General features: G+C 41.0%; 18 protein-coding genes. 1 reads left to right on the forward strand and 17 read right to left on the reverse strand.

The features are described 5' to 3' along the window. Positions 1 to 143: 143 nt before the first annotated feature. From JOD17_RS12185 to JOD17_RS12245, 13 genes are all read right to left on the reverse strand, one after another. Positions 144 to 884, reverse strand: coding sequence for an SDR family NAD(P)-dependent oxidoreductase (locus tag JOD17_RS12185; RefSeq protein WP_204698054.1), 741 nt, complete (start codon positions 882 to 884; stop codon positions 144 to 146). A 14-nt stretch (positions 885 to 898) separates the two neighbouring features. Beyond that, positions 899 to 2,521, reverse strand: a complete 1,623-nt coding sequence (locus JOD17_RS12190; protein WP_204698056.1) for an AMP-binding protein — start codon at positions 2,519 to 2,521, stop codon at positions 899 to 901. Positions 2,522 to 2,533: 12 nt separating this feature from the next. Further along, entirely contained in the window at positions 2,534 to 3,334 is an 801-nt protein-coding gene (menB, locus tag JOD17_RS12195) for a 1,4-dihydroxy-2-naphthoyl-CoA synthase (protein WP_204698058.1), read from the reverse strand. A gap of 5 nt (positions 3,335 to 3,339) precedes the next feature. Next, the gene (locus JOD17_RS12200) at positions 3,340 to 4,527 is read right to left on the reverse strand and encodes an acyl-CoA dehydrogenase family protein (protein WP_204698059.1); all 1,188 of its coding nucleotides are present in this window, start codon (positions 4,525 to 4,527) and stop codon (positions 3,340 to 3,342) included. 192 nt (positions 4,528 to 4,719) lie between these two features. Next, positions 4,720 to 4,947: a hypothetical protein gene (locus JOD17_RS12205; protein ID WP_204698060.1), complete on the reverse strand. Its 228-nt coding sequence runs from the start codon at positions 4,945 to 4,947 to the stop codon at positions 4,720 to 4,722. A gap of 174 nt (positions 4,948 to 5,121) precedes the next feature. Next, on the reverse strand, positions 5,122 to 6,492 hold the full coding sequence (locus tag JOD17_RS12210) for a PQQ-dependent sugar dehydrogenase (protein ID WP_204698061.1): 1,371 nt from the start codon (positions 6,490 to 6,492) through the stop codon (positions 5,122 to 5,124). 293 nt (positions 6,493 to 6,785) lie between these two features. Further along, positions 6,786 to 7,715: a class F sortase gene (locus JOD17_RS12215; protein WP_204698062.1), complete on the reverse strand. Its 930-nt coding sequence runs from the start codon at positions 7,713 to 7,715 to the stop codon at positions 6,786 to 6,788. A 63-nt stretch (positions 7,716 to 7,778) separates the two neighbouring features. After that, positions 7,779 to 9,128 (reverse strand): copper amine oxidase, encoded by a 1,350-nt coding sequence (locus JOD17_RS12220; protein WP_239575501.1) that lies wholly within the window; start codon positions 9,126 to 9,128, stop codon positions 7,779 to 7,781. 168 nt (positions 9,129 to 9,296) lie between these two features. Next, complete coding sequence (locus tag JOD17_RS12225) at positions 9,297 to 10,085, reverse strand: anti-sigma factor (protein WP_204698063.1); 789 nt, start codon at positions 10,083 to 10,085, stop codon at positions 9,297 to 9,299. Continuing rightward, positions 10,078 to 10,644 carry an RNA polymerase sigma factor gene (locus JOD17_RS12230; protein WP_204698065.1) on the reverse strand — a complete coding sequence of 189 codons (567 nt, stop codon included), beginning with the start codon at positions 10,642 to 10,644 and terminating at the stop codon, positions 10,078 to 10,080. The genes JOD17_RS12225 and JOD17_RS12230 overlap by 8 nt, the downstream gene beginning before the upstream one ends. A gap of 224 nt (positions 10,645 to 10,868) precedes the next feature. Then, positions 10,869 to 12,107 (reverse strand): sigma-54 interaction domain-containing protein, encoded by a 1,239-nt coding sequence (locus JOD17_RS12235; protein ID WP_204698067.1) that lies wholly within the window; start codon positions 12,105 to 12,107, stop codon positions 10,869 to 10,871. A gap of 15 nt (positions 12,108 to 12,122) precedes the next feature. Continuing rightward, a complete protein-coding gene (locus tag JOD17_RS12240) occupies positions 12,123 to 12,530 on the reverse strand; it encodes a hotdog family protein (RefSeq protein ID WP_042360046.1) in 408 nt (135 codons plus the stop codon). Between the two features lie 29 nt (positions 12,531 to 12,559). Further along, positions 12,560 to 12,826, reverse strand: coding sequence for a hypothetical protein (locus JOD17_RS12245; RefSeq protein ID WP_204698068.1), 267 nt, complete (start codon positions 12,824 to 12,826; stop codon positions 12,560 to 12,562). A gap of 293 nt (positions 12,827 to 13,119) precedes the next feature. Here JOD17_RS12245 and JOD17_RS12250 point away from each other — a divergent pair, with 293 nt between their 5' ends. Next, a complete protein-coding gene (locus JOD17_RS12250; RefSeq protein WP_204698072.1) occupies positions 13,120 to 14,568 on the forward strand; it encodes a DEAD/DEAH box helicase in 1,449 nt (482 codons plus the stop codon). A 304-nt stretch (positions 14,569 to 14,872) separates the two neighbouring features. On the opposite strand, the gene JOD17_RS12255 is transcribed toward JOD17_RS12250, so the two are convergent. The 4 genes from JOD17_RS12255 to JOD17_RS12270 all read right to left on the reverse strand — a co-directional run bounded on the left by JOD17_RS12255 (position 14,873) and on the right by JOD17_RS12270 (position 19,147). Beyond that, a complete protein-coding gene (locus tag JOD17_RS12255; RefSeq protein ID WP_204698073.1) occupies positions 14,873 to 16,009 on the reverse strand; it encodes a M20 family metallopeptidase in 1,137 nt (378 codons plus the stop codon). Between the two features lie 35 nt (positions 16,010 to 16,044). Further along, the gene (locus JOD17_RS12260; RefSeq protein WP_204698074.1) at positions 16,045 to 17,607 is read right to left on the reverse strand and encodes an ABC transporter substrate-binding protein; all 1,563 of its coding nucleotides are present in this window, start codon (positions 17,605 to 17,607) and stop codon (positions 16,045 to 16,047) included. 637 nt (positions 17,608 to 18,244) lie between these two features. Beyond that, entirely contained in the window at positions 18,245 to 18,562 is a 318-nt protein-coding gene (locus JOD17_RS12265) for a hypothetical protein (RefSeq protein WP_204698075.1), read from the reverse strand. Between the two features lie 60 nt (positions 18,563 to 18,622). Further along, a complete protein-coding gene (locus tag JOD17_RS12270) occupies positions 18,623 to 19,147 on the reverse strand; it encodes a hypothetical protein (protein ID WP_204698076.1) in 525 nt (174 codons plus the stop codon). Between the last annotated feature and the right edge of the window lie 896 nt (positions 19,148 to 20,043).

Below are 20,043 nucleotides of genomic sequence, written 5' to 3' on the forward strand. Positions count from 1 at the left end.
CCAGTTGGGTAAAAGAATCACTTCATGCCTCTAGTGATGAAAGGTGCTGGCTTTATATGCTTTACTAGTTGTTTAAATCACACAAAAAGCCATTCCTTAAGATCACGATTGTCTTCTTAAGGAATGACTTTTACATTTTACCCTTATGCCATCGTCAATCCACCGTTCACAGACAACGTTTGCCCGGTAATGTAATCTGCTTCTTTAGAAGCGAGAAATGCAACAGCGTTGGCAATGTCTTCTGCTTCGGCTAGTCTCCGGAATGGAATTGCTTTTTCTAACGCTTTAACGATGCCCTCATTGTACGTACTAATCTCTTGGAGTAATGGCGTGTTGCTCGGTCCAGGGGCAATGCAATTGACGTTGATTTTATGACGAGCCATTTCCCGAGCGAGCGTCTTTGTGAACGAGACGACGCCACCTTTTGCGGCAGAATAAACGGCTTCTCCCGATGAACCGACTCGTGCGGAGTCAGATGCTAAGTTAATGACTTTGCCTCCATGACCTTGTTCAATCATTTGTGGCAAGACGGTTTTACACGTATGAATTTGACCGAGTAGATTAATGGCAATGACTTTTTCCCACGTATGTGGCTCGCTTTCTAAAAACGGTTCAATCTTATCCCAGCCGGCATTATTAATAAGAATATCGATCTGTCCGAACGCTTTCATCGCTTCGTTCGTTGCTCGTGAAACATCATTAAGGCTCGTTACATCACAACGAACGGCAATCGCCTCTGTTTCTAATAGACTGACCGTTTCTTCAGCGGCACTTTGATCAATGTCTGTTACGACGACTTTCACTGCTTTTTTCGCTAATGTTTTCGCAATTTCACGACCGATGCCTCGACCTGCTCCTGTTATAAACGCAATCGTTTCTCCCATACTCGCTCCTCCTACTATGCTTTTGTTTTTAGCATGTCTCGTAATTTGTATTTTTGCACTTTGCCACTCGGAGTACGCGGAAATTCATCAATGACTTCGAGATACTCAGGCCAGTACTGTTTTGCGACCCCTTTATCTTTCAAATAAGATTGCAATTCACTTAACGTTAAATGACTCGCCTGTGACACGATTTCAACGATGGCACATGCCTTCTCTTGGAGACGTTCGTCAGGAACTGCGACGACTTGAGCGCCTTTGATATCGGGATGTTCATATAAAACATTCTCGATATAAGCGACAGGAATGTTCTCGCCACCTCGAATAATAATGTCTTTATCTCTCCCAGTAATTCTCACGTACCCGTCACGATCAATCGTTGCTCGATCACCCGTGATGAACCAATCATCCGTAAATTCAGATGCCGTCAATTCTGGCTGATAAAGATACCCAATGAAAAGTGCAGGACCTTTCACGAGTAAGGAGCCCTCTTCATTTGCTTCACATTCGTTTCCATTTTCGTCCACCGTCTTAATCATCATCTCTGGAAACGGGCAACCGTCTGTTTCTGTTAATTTTTCCGTTGAGTCATCCAACTTTGTAAGTGTGACGAGGCCATTTTCGGTTTGACCCCATCCTGATAAAATCGTAAATGGTACGTTTTCTTTCGCTTCTTTCACGAGCGCCCGCGGAATAGGTGCACCGAGCGAGACAAATGCTCGTAACGTTTTGAGGTTAAATGATTTCACATTTTCAAATTGCACCACATCTTGCAAGAAAGGCGTTGCACTCGCTGTGAATGAAATACGTTCTTTTTCTACCGATTGTAAAAACTGCTCAGGGTTCCATACATCTTGGTACACAGCCGTACCACCAATCGTAGTCGGCAACCGCACCCCATAACCAAAACCCGTCTGATGACCAAATGTTGAAGGCATAAACATGACGTCTTCATCGGTTAATCGTAGTCGCTCAATCCAATAGTTTGTCGACATACAAAGCGTATTGTGTGTATGCATGACACCCTTCGGTAACCCCGTCGTCCCTAATGTAAAAATAATTTCAGTGACGTCATTTGGTTCAAGTGTCGTCTCGAGCGCTTGATGATCTAAAGTATCTTCCCAATTGACTTCTGCCAACTCAGTAAACGCTTTCATTTCATCAGGTACTTCATCACCGATCACAAACACGTGATCTAGTTCTGGCCACTCATCTCTCAGCCGCTCGATCATGTCGGTGTAACAAAACCCTCTAAAATGATCAGGAATGACGATCATTTTAGAGCTTGCAGTCTTCACCATATAACCGATCTCTCGGTCTCGATAAATTGGAATGAGTGGATTTGTAATCGCACCAATCATCGTCGCCGCATAATGCACGATCACAAATTCATTCCAATTCGGTAATTGAACGCTAATCACATCGCCTTTTCGAAGACCGTAGTGATACAGTCCAAGTGCTACGCGCTCCACCTTTTTATAGAGTTCACTGTACGTAAACCGACTGCGACCGTCAATGATCGCCTCTTTGTTCGGTGAATTTTCCACACATTGTTTCAAATAGTCTAAGATCGTCTTGTTTGGCCAAACCTTTTCATACTTCTGTAACGTCTTTGGAGGTACATGATTCGTTTCAGTCACTATGATGCCCCCTTAACTACGGAATTTTTGAAAATCGACCGGACGTTTTTCTAAGAAAGCATTTTTTCCTTCTTCAGATTCCTCACTATTGTAAAACATGGCAAGGCTTCCCATCGCAAGTTGAGAAATTCCTGTAATACTTGCAGAATCAGCATTAAACGAGTATTTAAGCATCTTAATTGCGGTTGGACTCTTTTCAAGAATTTTCCCTGCCCAATTTCTTGCTGCGTCTTGAAGCTCGTCTTGTGGTACGACTTTATTAACAAGCCCCATCTCTTTACATTCCTCTGCACTATATTGCTCACATAAATACCAAATTTCTCGCGCTTTTTTCTCGCCAACAATCCTCGCTAGATACGCTGAACCAAACCCAGCATCGTAACTTCCGACCTTCGGTCCGCTTTGTCCAAATTTTGCTGTATCGGCTGCGATTGTTAAATCACAAATTACATGCAATACGTGACCTCCACCGATTGCAAAGCCATTAACAGCAGCGATCACAGGTTTCGGGATGTTTCGAATCGTTTGGTGAAGATTCTCGACTTCTAAACCGATGCCCATGCCAAGACCGCCTTGATCGTCATAGCCACCTTCACCAGCTTTTTGTTTTTGATCACCACCGACGCAAAATGCTTTTTCTCCTTCACCGGTTAAAATGACCGCTCCAACCGCGTTATCATCCCAAGCATCGCGAAACGCAGCAATCAATTCACGGATCGTTAACCCTCGAAATGCGTTATAAACGTGGGGGCGGTTGATTGTAATTGTTGCAATACCTTCATGTTTCTCATAGTTAATGTCTTCAAAATACATGTTTATCACCCTTTTACTTGTTCAGTTTGATTAGAATGTTGGTACGAGCGATACGCTTTGCCAATTAGTTGCTTAGCAATGACCATTTGATTTGCTTGTGCGGTTCCATCGCCAATTTCTAGGCCAATCACATCACGTAGACGCTGCTCAAGTGGCATCTCTTTCGTGTATGCGTAATGTCCATTTAGCAGCAAACATTCATGGATCGCTTCTTGACTGTATTTAGGACCGAGCCATTTGACGGTTGCTGCTTCCTTTGTATGACTACGCCCTTGATCACGAAGCCATAAACCTCGGTAGGCTTGCCATTTAAGCATCTCGAGTTGTTGATAGTGCGTCACAATTGGAAACGATACTCCTTGATACGTAGCGAGTGGTTGACCAAATGATTGTCTTGTTTTCACGTGTTGAATCGTCTCATCAAGGCTTTGAACTGCTGCACCCACACATTGAAGACCAATTAATAACCGACTAAGATCAAAACCGTTCATCACTTGTTTAAATCCTGCATGTAACTCACCAATCAAATAGTTTTTTGGTACACGAACATCATTAAAATAAACAGAACCTCTACTAATGGCGACGTTGCCCATATCGTCATAACTCGAGCTCTCAACCCCGTCCAATCTTGATGACACAAGAAACGCACTAATTCCGCGATTTCCAAGTGATGGATCGGTTTTTGCAAAAACGACGAATGCGTCCGCCTCTGTAGCAACGCTAATGCCTGACTTTTCACCATTAAGTACATACACATCACCGTCATCCACCGCAGACGTTTTAATTCCTGCAGCATCGGTGCCTGCATCCGGTTCAGTAATCGCAATTCCAAAGATTTGTTCACCGGAAGCAAGCGCTGGCAAGAACTCCTCTTTTAACTCTTCACTCGCATGCGTTGCAATTATTTCTCCAATGAGTGCATTAAGCATGACCGCATACGTTAAGTTAAAGTCCCCTCGACCAATTTCTTCAGCTGCAATTCCTGTCGTGACACAGTCGGCAGCGCTACCTCCAAATTGTTCAGGGACCCGAAGACCTGTAATCCCTACATCACCTAGACGCTTCCATAAGTGTCTTGGCAATTTCTTTTCTTTATCCCATTTTGTATAACTGGGTAACAATTCTTCTGTTGCTAACTTTTTAAGTGTTCGCTTAAAGTCCTCTTGCTCTTCTGTAAATGAAAAATCTAACATGTTCGTTGCCTCCTTTCGCTTACTACTACTCATTGCAAATGCTATGCCAACGTAATATTGCGCATTAGAAGGATAATCGAACCTCGCTTTTCGCAATTGCGAGAATCATTATTATCATTGCGAATACAAAATAAGAATTTCTTTCATAGATCAACAAAAAAACGCCCTCCTCTGAGAACTTTTTTAGTCGATCTACGTTATGTGAGGGTTGTCAGCCCTGTTCTTCTTTTTCATGCTTTTCCTTTCCTTTCCTTTTGCTGATAGAAAAAAACCAATGACAAATCCACCAATAGCAAAGCCAATTACGCCAATCCAGTACGGTTCACCACCAAGTAGCATACCGACGACAAACATGATGAACGCATGCAATAACGAAAATATAATGCCTCTCTTCAACCGTCTAATTATATTAGGTTCCATACAACGGTATACCCGTGTTTTACTTAAATCGAACGTAATCGTAAGAAAACAGGAATAAACATATAAAAAAAGAAGCAGGCATTCATGGGTTTCCATGAACGCCTGCTTCTTTCATATTGTCAAGCGCCTTAAGTTAATGACATTGACATAAGTTTAGGTGCTTTTAGAGATTAATTATTCAGCGTCGTCGTCTTCATCAGTCTCAACATCGTCTTCTTCTGTGTCTTCAACTGTTTCACCTTCACCTGCTGCAGTAACCTTATAAATCATACCGCCATCAGTGATTGCAATAAGCGCGCCATCCTCAGTTACAAGAATATCACGGAAACGTTCGCCTTCTTCAGTTAATAGACGTTCTTCTCCAACGACGAGGTCATCTTCAATAACGACACGTACAATATAGCTCGGCGCTAAACCACCGATGAACAAGTTGTTCTCCCATTCAGGAATTGCATCGTTATCATAGAATGACATACCACTTGGTGCACTTGTTGGATCCCAATAATATACTGGTTCAACAAAGCCTTGCGCATCGTGTTCTGAAATACCGTCGTTGATTAATTCACCACTGTACTCGATACCATAAGAAACAATTGGCCATCCATAGTTATTACCTGGCTCAATAATATTCAGTTCATCCCCAGCTTGTGGACCGAATTCAACAATCCATAAGTCTCCTGTTTCAGGGTGGAAGTCCACACCTTGAATATTACGGTGACCGTAGCTGTAAATACCATCTAGTGCGTCTTCATCTTCGATAAATGGATTCGTATCTACTGCTTCTCCATCTTGTGTAATGTGAATTACTTTACCTAAGTACGCATCTAAGTCTTGTGCACGTTCGCGAATTGGATCATCTGAACGTTCACCAGTTGTTAAGAATAGGTTGTCTTCATCATCAAAGATAATACGTCCACCATAGTGTAAGTCACCATCATAAGCTGGTTCTGCTTGGAAGATTACTTCAAAATCTTCAAGTGAGGCTTCATCTTCTGATAAAACACCTTTACCGACAGCAGTTACAGTACCATCTTCAAGATCTTGAGCAAACGTCATAAATACTAATCTTGATTCGTCAAAATCAGGTGCAATGGTTACATCAAGTAAACCACCTTGACCTTCGTTATTTACTTCTGGTGTACCTTCGATTGGATCTGAAACAGAGCCATCTTCAAGGTTTATAATAAGAAGCTCTGCTGAATCTCTTTGCGTAACAAGTAAGCGGTTTGTATCAAACTCTTCCATACCCCAAGACACGTCAAGACCCTCAGCAACAACTTCCACATCAAGTTCTGCTTCAGTCTCTACTTCAGGTGCTCTTGTTTGTTCTGGAAATGCTGGTTCAAACTCAGTAACTTTTGGTTCAGATTCTGCACTTGTATCTGAACTTTCATCAGCGCCCTCGTCAGCACTTTCTTCTGTTTCAACATCCGAGTCATCCGTTGATTCTTCGTCTGAAGTATCACCATTGCCACATGCTGCCAAAGTCAATACAGAGATCAGCATTGTAAAAGACATTAATCTTGACCACGAAACTTTCGTCATTCTTTTTCCTCCCAATTTCTAAACTATTAAACTGAATATGACACGAAAGTCTTAACCAATTTTTGATACTGAGTTTCAGGTGACTGAACTTTAGTAACAAAATAAAACTCCTTTGAAATAATATCAAAATTATCTTCGGATTGCAAAGGAATGATAGCGTGGCTAGTATTGTAAAAAAAGGAAAATCATACCAAGCAAAAGTTTCTTTGTACAAGTATGGAGTACATAAAAAGCTAACTAAAACATTTCCAACTAAAAGGAATCAAAAACCTTTGGGCTTTAGGAAACGATGGCTATTCTGCCACCGTTACATTCTCAGCATCTGATTCATTTCCGAAGTAATCGATCGTTTTTATGATGTAATTCTCTTGTTCATCTGTCATTTGTATCGCTTTTCTTTCTTTTTGGGAAACGCTTTTTACATACGTTTCTGTTCCTTCAGCATCAACTGAGTAAATGCGATAACCAGCGACATGATCTTCACGAACAGCATGCCAAGTGAGCAATGTTCCTTGTACCGTTAACTCAGTTGGCGATGACGGTTGTAACTCTTCATCTTCCTCATCGTCGATTAGTGACGTGTACACGACAAGGCGCTCATCATGGGTACCGACGTCACGATCAAAGATTCCTGCACATGTAATCAAATTTAATTGCTTCGTATCACTTGAACCGAAGATTTCATCAACCGGAGAATCATCAAAAGGATAGCTTTCTAACCGTTCAACAACATACTCCAGTTCCTCTCCGTCTTCACCCGCAACCAAGATCGAATCGCCCTCTTCTAGCTCGTCTAAATCAAAAAATACCGCAGGTCCAGTACGATCATCAACGTGGCCTGCTAATACTGCATTCCCAATTCCACCTGGCTTCGTACCAGGTTCGTACCAGCCTACATCTGTTCCGTTGTCAGGCACACCCATTTGGCCATTATCTAGCTGACCGACTTCCACAATTGGCGCGTTGATGTCTAAAGTAGGAATTGAAATGCTCGTTGGATTGATTTCACTGCTTTTGCTTCTTTCACGTTCGGCTTGATCAATCATTTCTTGATCAAGGTTAAATTCTTCAGCGATCGTCTGTTCTGTATAAGGCTCTATCGTTTGATCTTTTTCTTGTAATCGAACACCTTCATCGACTAGTGATCCGTCACGATCTTGAGCATCCGTCGTACTACAACCGATAACTAGTAACGACAAGGCAATAGCTACGAATCCTTTCATAAAATCATCACTCCTTATCCAAAACGTAAAAGAAGAGGACTATTCCTCTCCTTTTACTTCGACTTATCCATTCGTGCGGAAGCGACGAACACCAAAGTAGCCAACAAATCCAGCTGTAGCACCAGCTAAAATCCAAGCCAACCATTGTAGCGTCATACCTGAATCACTCGTACCACCCATACCTGTTTGAGGCATTTCTGGAACTGCCGCTTCTTCTTCAAACAATTCAGGGTTTTGTGTTACGATCGCATCGGCTAAACCTGCCCCAATATCAAAGGTAAACGCGTATCCTTCTCTATACTGTTCTAATGAACCATCATAGTCACCTTCGATATAACGATCAAAGGTCGTAAATACTTGTTCTTCATGCATATTCACGAGTTCAGTCGCATCAGCTGCTGGTAAAATCCCGTCAGTTGCCGTTTCTAAAAACATACCAAACTCATCAGCAAATGTTTCTAAGCGGTTTTGTGCTTCTTCTTTTGCCGCTTCATCGTCGTTTTTGACCGCATTCACATAATCACTTTGTGCAAGAATGTGATTTCCTTGCCAAATTTGTTCAAATTGCTCTCCGCCTTCTTCACCGTAAACAGAAGAGATTGTTGCTTTTAAATCCGCTGTATTTTCATCTTCAACCCAACTTACAAAGTCGAAGTCTTCACTTTCTTTAAATTCTTTTGACATCGATAATGTTGCGAGTGCAAAATGTTCAGCGACTAAATTACTTAAGTCCGAGCGAAGATCACCAGCTGCCGTCAATGGTACACTTCCTTCGAACTGATCAGGGTTTTGCTGCACAATCGCATCGGATAATGCTGCACTAATATCAAACATGTGCGATAATCCTTCACGATAAGTCATATAAGCCGTCTCATAGTCACCGTCAACGTATGCATTAAACGCATCTTCAACTTGTTGCTCATGTACGTCTAACACTTCAATGGCCGCATCGCTTGGTAACGTGCCTTCCGTTGCTGTTTCTAAAAACTCCCCGAACTCGACGTAAAACATATCAAGCATAGCAGACGCTTCTTCTTGGGCTTCAGTGTCTCCATCTTTTACAGCTTGCACGTAATCGGCAGTGTAATCGTTATGTGCTGAGAAAATCCGATCGAATTCTTCTGCCCCCTCATCACCATAGAGTGAACCGATGGCTGGTTTCATGTCTGCAGCGTTTTGCTCAAGTGCTTCTTGAGCCGCTTGTGCTCCTTCGTCACCGTCATATTGCTTTTGCATCGACAACACAGCGAGCGCAAAATGTTCAGATAACAAATGATCCAGAGTTCCTCTAAGCTCAATAGCAGGTGTGTTCACTTGCGACATACTTTCTTCGGCATGAATCGTTTGTGCGAACGTCGGAGTTAATAGGGCAACACTCAATACTGGAATAAATGCTTTTTTTATTTTTTTCATGGTGGCACTCCTTTATGTTTTGATTTCACTAGAGCTAACGAAACGAAGAATAATATGGATCACTTTTCTTTAAACTTTTTTAAAAAAGCTTTCTCTAGCAATAAAAATACTCGTCAAGAACACAAAAAAACTCGCCAACACATTGTGTTGACGAGCCTCTTTACCATTTTACAATTCCTCTAATAAAACGATCTCGCCTTCTGGAACTTCGCTCGTTTCATCTGGTTCAATCGTAATCGCAATCGTATCGAATCCCATTTCTGGGTCAATATCAAAGGTGGACATCCCACTGCCATCTTCAGCAGGTGTAAACGTACCCGCTCGGTACGGATCTCCCTCTTTTAACAGCCATACTTGATAGACTTGTGTATCTTCTGTCTGGGTGAGCTGATTAGCTTCAACGATGAGTTGTTGGTATTGGTCTTTATTCACAATTGAAGCTCTCGCTTCAAACGGAATATTTTCTTCTGACGGTTGTAGACTTAGTTGTTGTGCCAGAGAATCAATCGAGATACTTTCTATTGGCGCTGTTTCTTCTGGTTCTACTTCTTCTTGCGTCGATAACTGACTAAAAGCATAGCCGTTTCCAACGAGCGACAACAATAATGCTGCAGCTAAAGACGGTATTACCCATCCTAGTTTTTTTCTATTCTTTGGCACCACTACTGAGTTTTGACTCTCTTGATCGGTCGTAAAGTTGTGAACGTTATCATCTTCTTCATTCACATCATTCGGTGTTCGTTTATTAAATGCCGCTTCTAGCACTTGCTGTTTTAACGCCGATGGAGGTTCAATTGGTTCAGCACTGAATCCTAAATCATCCGTAAGTTCCTGTAGTTCACGCAACTCTTCACGACAATCCCCACATGTCGTTAGATGTTTTTCAAATGAACGCTTTTCTTCATCTGATAACTGGCCATTAAAATAATCAATTAAATGATCACAATGGTTACTCATGAATGATCCCCCCATTCTGCTCAATGTCCTCTATTGTATCTTTTAGATGCCTTAAAGCGAGACGGATCCTTCCTTTAACAGTCCCTAAAGGAATCTCACAAGCGTCCGCAATTTTTTGTTGTGATAACCCCTGATAATAAAACAGCACAATCACTTTTTCTTGTTCTGGTTTTAGACGCTTGAGTGCCTGATTGATTGTTGTTCGCTTTTCTTTCCATTCAATCTGATCTTCAATACTCGGATCAGGATCTTCAGTCATCTCTTTTGTGAACAGTTCAGAAGTTGTTTCTTTTCGTTTACGAAGATGGTCAATGACCGTGTTTCGAGTAATCGTCAACAACCAACTTGAAAACTTTCCCTTCGTTTCATCGTATGAACTTTTCTGTGTCCAAATCTTTATAAAAACCTCTTGCACAATTTCTTCGGCGACTTGTTGATCGTTAATCATCTTAAAGCTAAACGAGTAAAGAAGTTTGCTGTATTGATCATACAGCTGTGCTAATGCTTCTTTGTCGCCAAGCTTTAGTCTGACATAGGTTTTTGCATCTCGTTCAGACATGCGATTCTCCTTTTTAATTCGATCTCGATTTAGAGGTATAAAAAATCGGAATAATTGCTGTGCCTGATTTTACACACATCTCCCTAGAAAAGCTAACCTTAACTTCGCATATTTACACAACAAGTAAACGAACAAATTCATCAAATGGATCATTAAAATTATGAAAATAACTAAATACCATTAGAAAAATTCATGATAAATAGGCGTTCTCTCGTGAGAACACCTCAGATCTGGTGTTTTGATAATTTACGATAAAGACTGGAAAGATGAATGTCTAACAACGCTGCTGCCTTTGTTCGATCACCTTCAACTTCCAAGATCGCTTTTTCAATAATCGCTTTTTCATAGTGATTCATTGCTTGTTCTAACGTGCCGTGGAACGGTTCCTTCTGTGCCGTATGGTCTAAATGAACATTGTCATAACGACCTAAATCTTCTTGAGCCAAATGCGAGCCTTCAACGATATTCATCCCTCGTTCGATACTAGACTTTAACTCGCGCACGTTCCCTGGCCACGTGTAAGACAGCGCCCACGCTTTTAGATCCTCTGACACTTCAGTCACTTGCTTACCGAGACTCTGATTAAATTCATGGATATAATGCTCAATTAAAATTAACACATCACGCTCACGTTCTCGTAGTGGCGGCACATTCAAGTCAAATACGTACAACCGGTAATACAAATCTTCACGAAACTTTCCTTCTGTGACGAGTTGCTTTAAATTCTTGTTCGTAGCTGCAACGACGCGGATGTTCACAGTTTTACTTCTCACACCGCCAAGTCTATCTACTTCGCGTTCTTGCAACACTCGTAGCAACTTCCCTTGTGAAGCGTAACTTAACTCTGAGATTTCATCGAGAAAAAGCGTTCCATTTTGCGCAAGTTCAACTTTTCCAGGTTTGCCGTCTCGTCTTGCTCCACTAAATGCCCCAGCTTCATAGCCGAACATTTCGGACTCAAATAACTCATCTGGTATGGCAACACAATTAACAGCCACAAACGGATGCTTATTTCTCGCACTGTTGTTATGAATGCCCCTTGCAAAGAGTTCTTTTCCAGTCCCACTTTCCCCAGTTAACAACACCGTCGAATCGCTCGTCGCCACTTTCGTTGCCAAATCTTTTATTCGATTCATTGCTCGACTCGTACCAATAATATGATTTAATTCGTCAGATGAATGCTTCTTGTGATTTGTATTAGACGTTAATTTTGCGACACGACTCATCACAGCAAGTATGTAAAATAACTCTTGCCCGTTTGTATCCTTACGTTTAACGAGGTAACGCTCTCCAGAAATGTTAACGAGACAAAGCTCGTCTTCTTCATGATCAACTTCAACACTTTCATTTAAAAAATGATTATATCTATGATCTGAAAACGGTTGGTACATAAAGTCATTCACATCGGTAATTTTACGATTGCGATCTACTATAACGATCGCAAATGTTTCAAGACGTTTCAAACGAATCACGCCCTTTTACGAATTTTCCAGAACGTAGACAACCACTTGTCCTTTAATCACTTCGTTACCGTCTGAATCATAACACGTCACTTTTTCTGTAATCCAATTCCGCTTCTCATGAATATCAATGACGACAAGTTCCGCAGTCACTGCGTCTCCAACATACACGGGTGAATAATAGACAAGGTCTTTTTGCACGAGAATGCACGGCGTTCCAGGAAGCCGTTCACTAATTAATTGTGTAATCAAGCTCTCTGTTAATAAAGCCGGTACGATTGGCTTTGGATACTGGGATGTCCAACGGTTGCCTTCCATCGTGTACACCGGCGAATAATCGTTTGTAAGCTCACTACTTCTCTTTACATCTTCTTTCGTAAATGTTCGGGTCAATGTTGCTTTCTGACCATGAAACGCTGTAATCATCCTTTTCACCACCTAAAACTAAAATACTGTTAAATAAAAATTGCACACATCATTACAACACAAATAAATGTACCATAACTGCTTAAGCGTAGCGGGTGCATTAATTTCAACTCCAACACCGGCTTCAATCTACTCATAATGTAAAAGAAAAGAAGACTGCCTACTATAAAAGCAAGGATACCTAGTATAATTGGAAATGATGAGGCGTTTACTAAGTCAACCGTTGACGTTGCAAACAAGAACCACAAATAACCTAAAAACACGAACGTGACGACAGGAATGAAAAATCTTTTCATCACTAACACCTCTTTAAGGAAGTATTTACGTCCTAAAAAGCTTACTTTAAGTTTACTAAACGGTTAACCTATATTAAAGATAAAATATTAAGAAAAAATTAATTATACGGCATCTTTATGAATGATCGCGTTCACGATGGAAAAATGATTTTGCCTTGAACCTTTGGGACTTGATTTACAATTCTCCGTGGCATAAGTGCCAACAGGTCTTCCTTTCACGTATTGATAAGGTATAATAAAGGTTTCGTGAGAAGAATAATACTACCAATAACTTAAATAAATGAGGCATGTACATGACGAAGCATCGGTTTACAGATTATCAATTAAGTGATGAAATCATTCAAGCGCTCGATCAGTTGAATTATGATACCCCTACAGATGTTCAAAGCAAAGTGATCCCACTCATTCAACAAAAAAAAGACCTGATCGTACGTTCTCAAACAGGGAGTGGCAAGACAGCTGCTTACGGTATTCCAATTAGTGAGTTTGTGGATTGGCAAGAAAATAAACCTCAAGCCATTGTACTAACCCCAACGAGAGAATTAGCCGTACAAGTGAAAGAAGACTTTATTAACATTGGTCGTTATAAACGAATTAAAGCTGCAGCAATTGTAGGAAAACAGCCGTTTTATAAACAGAAAAATGAACTAAAGCAAAAAACACACGTTGTCGTCGGCACACCAGGACGGATGCTTGACCATATTGAAAAAGGCACGATCTCTCTTGAAGAAGTAAAGTACGTCGTCATTGATGAAGCAGATGAAATGCTAAATATGGGCTTTATAGAGCAAGTCGAAGCCATCATTGAGGAGATGCCCACATCAAGAGTAACGATGCTATTCTCCGCGACGCTACCAGAGCGTGTGAAAGATCTTTCGGTTCAGTATATGAACACACCGACTGATGTTGAGATCAAAACGAGCGGTGTAACTACATCATCAATCGACCACACGCTCTATCAAGTCTCTGAAGACGATAAGTATTCATTATTAGAAGATGTGACGATCATTGAGAATCCAGATAGCGCAATTATCTTCTGCCACACACAAGAACGCGTAAACGAACTTTGTGATCAATTAGCAGATCAAGGCTATGACAGCGATAAAATTCACGGTGGAATGGAACAATACGATCGCTTAGATGTGATGGAAGATTTCAGGCGAGGTGAATTCCGCTACCTTATTGCTACCGATGTCTCCGCAAGGGGCATTGATATTGATCAAATTAGCCACGTCATTAATTACGACCTGCCATCAGAAAAAGAAAGCTATGTTCACCGTACAGGAAGAACTGGACGAGCAGGACATACAGGCAAAGCAATTTCATTTGTCACACCGTTTGAAGGCAAATACCTCAAAGAAATCGAAACGTACATCGGCTTTAAAATCTCAAAGTCCATTGTTCCTTCAAAAGAAGCTGTCGTAAAAGCAAAGCCACAATTTCTTGATAAGCTTAACAGCGAGCCGAGCATAAAAGAGGCTAAAAACGATAAGCTGAATGAAAATATAGTAAAACTATACTTTAATGGCGGTAAGAGAAAGAAATTAAGAGCAGTAGACTTTGTCGGAACCATTGCCAAAATCGAAGGTGTAACCGCTGAGGATATTGGCATTATTACGATTGAAGATACGGCAACCTTTGTAGAAATCTTAAATGATAAAGGTCACATTGTACTCGATGAAATGAAACATACAACGGTTAAAGGAAAACAATTAAAAGTCCACATCGCTCGAAATAGGTAAGGTGCTGGACTACTTTAAAAGCTGTCATTGTCCGTCATTCGTGTAGCAACAAGCGTTACTCAAATAGACACTTATTTGTGAGCAGAAACGGTTAATCGTCGCTAAGCTCCTGCCCTTTAAAGTATTCAACGATACAAAGGCTCAAGGAAAACCGAACTACATTCACCAATCTAATAATAGGCTGGTGGTTTAGTTCGGTTTTTTCTATTCGAGTACTTTAAAAGCTGTGATCATCCACCTTTAGTGATGATCATTTCAGTTTCATCCCCGCCTCTTTGTCGTTTTAAGCCTACAGAGTTCATCACTACTTCTTAGCTGCATCAGTTAAACGCAGAAGCAGAGCTTTAAGAAATTCTTTTCTTTCCTCAAGCGATGAAATGTCCACGTATTCATCTTCTTGATGGGCATTGCCACCGACTGGACCAAGTCCATCAATTGTAGGGATGCCAATATAACTCGTTAAGTTCCCGTCGGAACCTCCGCCTGTTTTTTCGGCTTCGATGTCCCACCCCATGTTTTTGCCTACTTCTTGCACGTAACGAAGCAATTGTTCTGAGCCTTCGTCAGGAACGAAAGGTGGGCGAGAAATTCCACTTCTGGACTCGAGCTCATAAGTAATCTCTGAATTGGCTCTTTTTGCAATTTGCGCTCGAATGAGTTTGTCGAACTGCTCCGCTTGTTCAATTGTTTCCATCCGCAAATCGATGCCAGCATAAGCATACGGAGCAATCGTATTGACCGATGTTCCTCCTTCTATTAATCCTACATTGACAGTTACACCTTCATCATAATCGGTAAGTGCATGTAGCTTCGGGATTAATAAAGCCAACTCTTCTACAGCACTTTCACCATGCCGATGGGCCATGCCTGCGTGTGATGCTTTTCCATATAAATGTAAATAGTATTTGCCCCCACCCTTGCGTGCATTGCAGACACGTTGTTTATCACGTGTTGGCTCCAAAATGAGTGCAAATGATTTCTCTTTTGCGTGCTCTTCAATCCAAGCGCGGGAATGAATAGAACCGACTTCTTCGTCACTGTTGAATAAGATTGCCACGTTTTCTAGCAATTCTTCTTGATGTTCATTTTTCAGCTCTACTAATGCTTGATAAAGAACAACGATGCTCGCTTTCATATCAAAAACTCCAGGACCATATGCGTATTGTTCATCTTTAGAAAATGGACGAACATTCACAGTTCCTTCTTTAAAAACGGTGTCCATATGCGCAAGTACAATGATTTTAGCGTCTTTAGCACCTTTATAATAACCAACTAAATTGTTCCCTCGGTCTTGTTGTACATCTTCAGTAATGTCAAAACCTAAATCGGAAAACCATTGCATCAACGTCTTACCGACGCGATCAATACCTTGCTTATTGTACGTACCACTTTCTTGGTTCACGAGAGTTTCTAACCGATGTAGCATCCCATTTGTTGGCATGTTTCTCCCCCACTTTCTCACCGTGTTCAATTGTCTTAATCCTCATCAATACTTACATTCCAAAGAATTGGACCGATTAGATCCGAATAGCCCGATACATCATCAGAAATCGCGAGTAACGCTTGAATGTTACCAATCTTTGCGACAGGCAGGTCGTCCCACACTTCTTGTTGCAAATCATCAATGTAAGGTGTAGCCGATTGCAATGAATCTGCTTCTGTAATGAAGGCTAAGTTCTCATCAATTGTTTCATTGTTCGTCCAACCTGGATAATCAGAAGTCGATGCTAAAAACGGATATTGATGAAACGTGGGCCGAACGGCAAAGCTTACAGCAAATACGTCAAAGTTATTTTCATCTGTTCGTAACTCTTGTACGGTCGGCCAATCATACACGTCCAATGATACGTTAAAGCCTATATCTTGAAGGGCTTGTTGAGCAACGACGGCCATATTGTATTGTTCTGGATAGTCTCTCGTCGTTAAAATTACGACTTCCTCACCGTCATAGCTCGATTGTTCAACGAGCGCTTTAGCTGCTTCAACATCAAATGTGTCATAAATATCTGAGCCTTCCTCAGAATACCAATCACTTTGACTTGGTAATGCTAGCGCCGAATCTAACTCATAGAAACGATTGTCTCCATAGGATGCAATTAATAAATCTTCATAGTCGATCGCCATATTAAACGCTTGTCGTAAATCAAGGTCTGTGAAAATACCTGCTTTATTGTTAAACACAAATGAATAAATGCCCCCATCACTAAAAAACGACTGAACTCCATCTGCTGCATCAATTTGATCAATACTATCTGCGGGAATGCTAAAACCGATGTCATATTCTCCAGTTATCATTCCAGAAACTCTCGTTGATTCATCGGTTATGTAATGAAAATAGACGTCATCAACGAGTGCTTCTTTCCGCCCTGCTAAACCACTCGGTTCTTCGTCACGAGATTGATAGTCATCAAACTTCGTTAAATGTGTGTGTTGGTCCATTCGCCATTCTTCCAATTGAAAAGGTCCGGTACCAATATGCTCATCTACCCCATCAGCACCTGCAGCATCTGCTACTTCTTTCGGCATAATTCCAGGGAACGGAGCAGTATCTGCTAAAATATTCGGCACTAAAATCGAAGGCTCATCGATGGTTAGCGTAACCGTATACGGATCAACTTCTTCAAAACTTGCGTTTTGCAAATTTGCTTGTCCTTGTGTTGAATGGTCTAACCACTTTTGCATGGAAGCGACTACATCACTCGCTACCATCTCTTCACCATTGTGAAACAACACACCTTCTCGTAATTGGAACGTGTATGTAAGTCCATCATCACTCACTTCATAGTCTTCAGCTAGTGAAGGAACAACTTCATAGTCTTCATTCAAAACGAGTAATTGCTCGTAAATTTGTCTGGAAACGTCTCGGGTCGCTTGATTCGTTGTTAAGTGAGGATCAAGTGTTTGTGGATTTGCGCCGTACGCAATATTAATCGTACCCCCTTCTTGCTCACTTTCTGTCGTCGTTGCTTCATCGTTATTGCCGCAAGCAGCAAGCATTAAGGTTGCAAGTAATCCTAAATAGATGTGTCGTTTTCCCATAACGATCCCAGCTTTCGTTTGAATTGTTTAAATATAAATAGTATATAAACAATAAAACAGACAGTCAATATAATTCTTATAAGTTTACTTTGTTTTATAGTTTAGTAAAGGTCTTTAGGCTAAACTATAAAAGAGTTGCTTTATGAACAAGCGATCATCATCGTTTCAATCAAAGAACTAAAGTCGAATAGTCACCTTTTAATGCATCTCTACATTCGAGCTTACGAAATGATATTTCATGCTATTCCTCCATTGATTTATTAAAAGAAAGTCAAAAAAAAGACGTCACCTGTAGCGTACAAACTAACGACTCCTTTTTGTCTTTTTAATTGTCCAATCATAATACCTGCACTCTTTTGTAATGCCTATACTCTGAATCCTCAAAAATGCATGTTCACTATTGATTGGTGCTCATGCTCGATATATTTTACCTTGTTCATTCTCGGACTCTTTCCCTTTCGCGGGCATGGAAAATTCTGTTTAATCATCACTGTATCCAATAGATTAGCAAAGCCGCTCTCACAAGTACAGGAAAATGCTCCTGCGATGAACCTGATCTTGAACCCACTACATCAAAAGAGTCATTTAAACCGTTAAAAGACGTAAAAAAACAGTCTTTCTAGACTCATTTATCTTATTACCTTGATTTTCTTTTGATAGCAAATATGCCACCGATAAGACCACCTACAACCAATAAAACACCAAGCCCCCATGCAAATCCATTAGTACTACTCATTGTAGTATCGTTCGTAGGTGCTGCTTGCACGGATTCTTCAGTCGTCGCAACCGCAGCGTCATCAGAATCTGCATTGCCTGTGGTTGTCGCTGCATCTTCATCAGCGTCATTACCATCATTTACCTCGCTCTTATCCTCACCGCTTTCGGTGTCGTCGCTCGGTACCTCATCTTCGATCAGTGCTGTAACACCTGAGGCAACGATATAAACCTCAATCACATCGCCAGCAGAGGAGTTCGGGAAGTATTGCCTAAAGGTATTGCCAGAGATATGTTCTAGTCAATTACTTTCATTATCGATGATGTCTCCTTCTTGGAACGCAAATACTTGGTCTACATCACCCACAGTTTCAACACCTAATGTAACAATGTCTTCGCCATCTGAAGTCGCATTTTTTCTATAGTCTAACGATGTTTCGTCCTTAATGGCCTTCTTGATGGTTTCGTCGCCGATGTCTGATCCAACAACATCCTTTTCAGGATCTGATGGTTGAACTTCTACAGTTACAGGTGTCTCACGAGGCAAACCACTTCCAGCAAATAAAAACTCTAACGTATCGCCAGCTTCCAATTCAGCATAACTAGGTATAACCATTGAAAACTCACCGTTATCATTCACGTAAGGATCAACTTCCGTGCCGTCAAAAAAAAGTATGAGTGTTAAGTCAGGATTCATCGTTCCATTGTAAATGACTGTATTCTCATGAAGGTCAGGTAAATCCAAGTTCTCATTTACGATGCCGTCAAAATCCGTGGCTTCGTCGTCGTTTGCCAAGGCTAGGGAAGGGGTTGTTAAGATAAGCACTAATGTAGACACCGGAATAAATATTATAGGAGACTTTTAAGAATTCTTTTGTAAGCGATTTGAACCACCTCCTACAAAAAAATACCCTACTTTCAGACTGTATTAAACCTTCACTTCTTGAGATTAGCTTCTAAGCCTGTGTATTTGAGTTTGTCTACGTCGCCTTCCTTTTTCTAGATGCTCTGTACAACTCTGTCTCCAAGGAAGTCTCATCTTCGTCTGCCCTAAAGAACACCCTGACATTAGCACAAACAATAGCCTGCCCCTATAACGCACTCACACAATACACTTATCTTCTTTGTAAGTGAATGAAAAGCATTTCATTATAGCGACAGCATTGGTTTTTTGTATGACTGCAAACAGTTTTTGGCTCCATATAAGAGAGAATTCGTCCGGTTCATTGAGGCGAGGATGTGCTGCTCAACTGCGAATGTGAAACCATACCCGTTGACAATTCTTTAATGGTTTCTACTCTAACTATAAACGACTATACTAGTCATATTAATGGATAAATCTGGAGTGATCATTATTGAAAGTTTAGTATCGACCATCATTACAACGACCTGAGCACTCGTTGCTATTTTAGGTGGATTCCTCGTAAGTACAATTTTGCAGATGACGAGCCACCATGTAGCACTTCGATTTAAGCTAGAAAATATTCAACGCCAAAATGCAAACGATCAGGAAACCAAAACGAAATGCTTTAAGCTTATTCTACCTTCAGCTAACATTATTGATTCTCTGTCTTTATTGCTACATCATTAAGACCAGCATCGTTTCGTAAATCCGCAGATTGATCTTGCAGTGAACGGGTACCAACACATAGAAAAAGGTACGGAATTTCAAATGAGGGGTTGCTACTCAAATGACCGTAAAACAATTATTAAGAACATTAT

The sequence above is a fragment of the Geomicrobium sediminis genome (assembly GCF_016908595.1).
Lineage (GTDB): Bacteria > Bacillota > Bacilli > Bacillales > Marinococcaceae > Geomicrobium_A > Geomicrobium_A sediminis.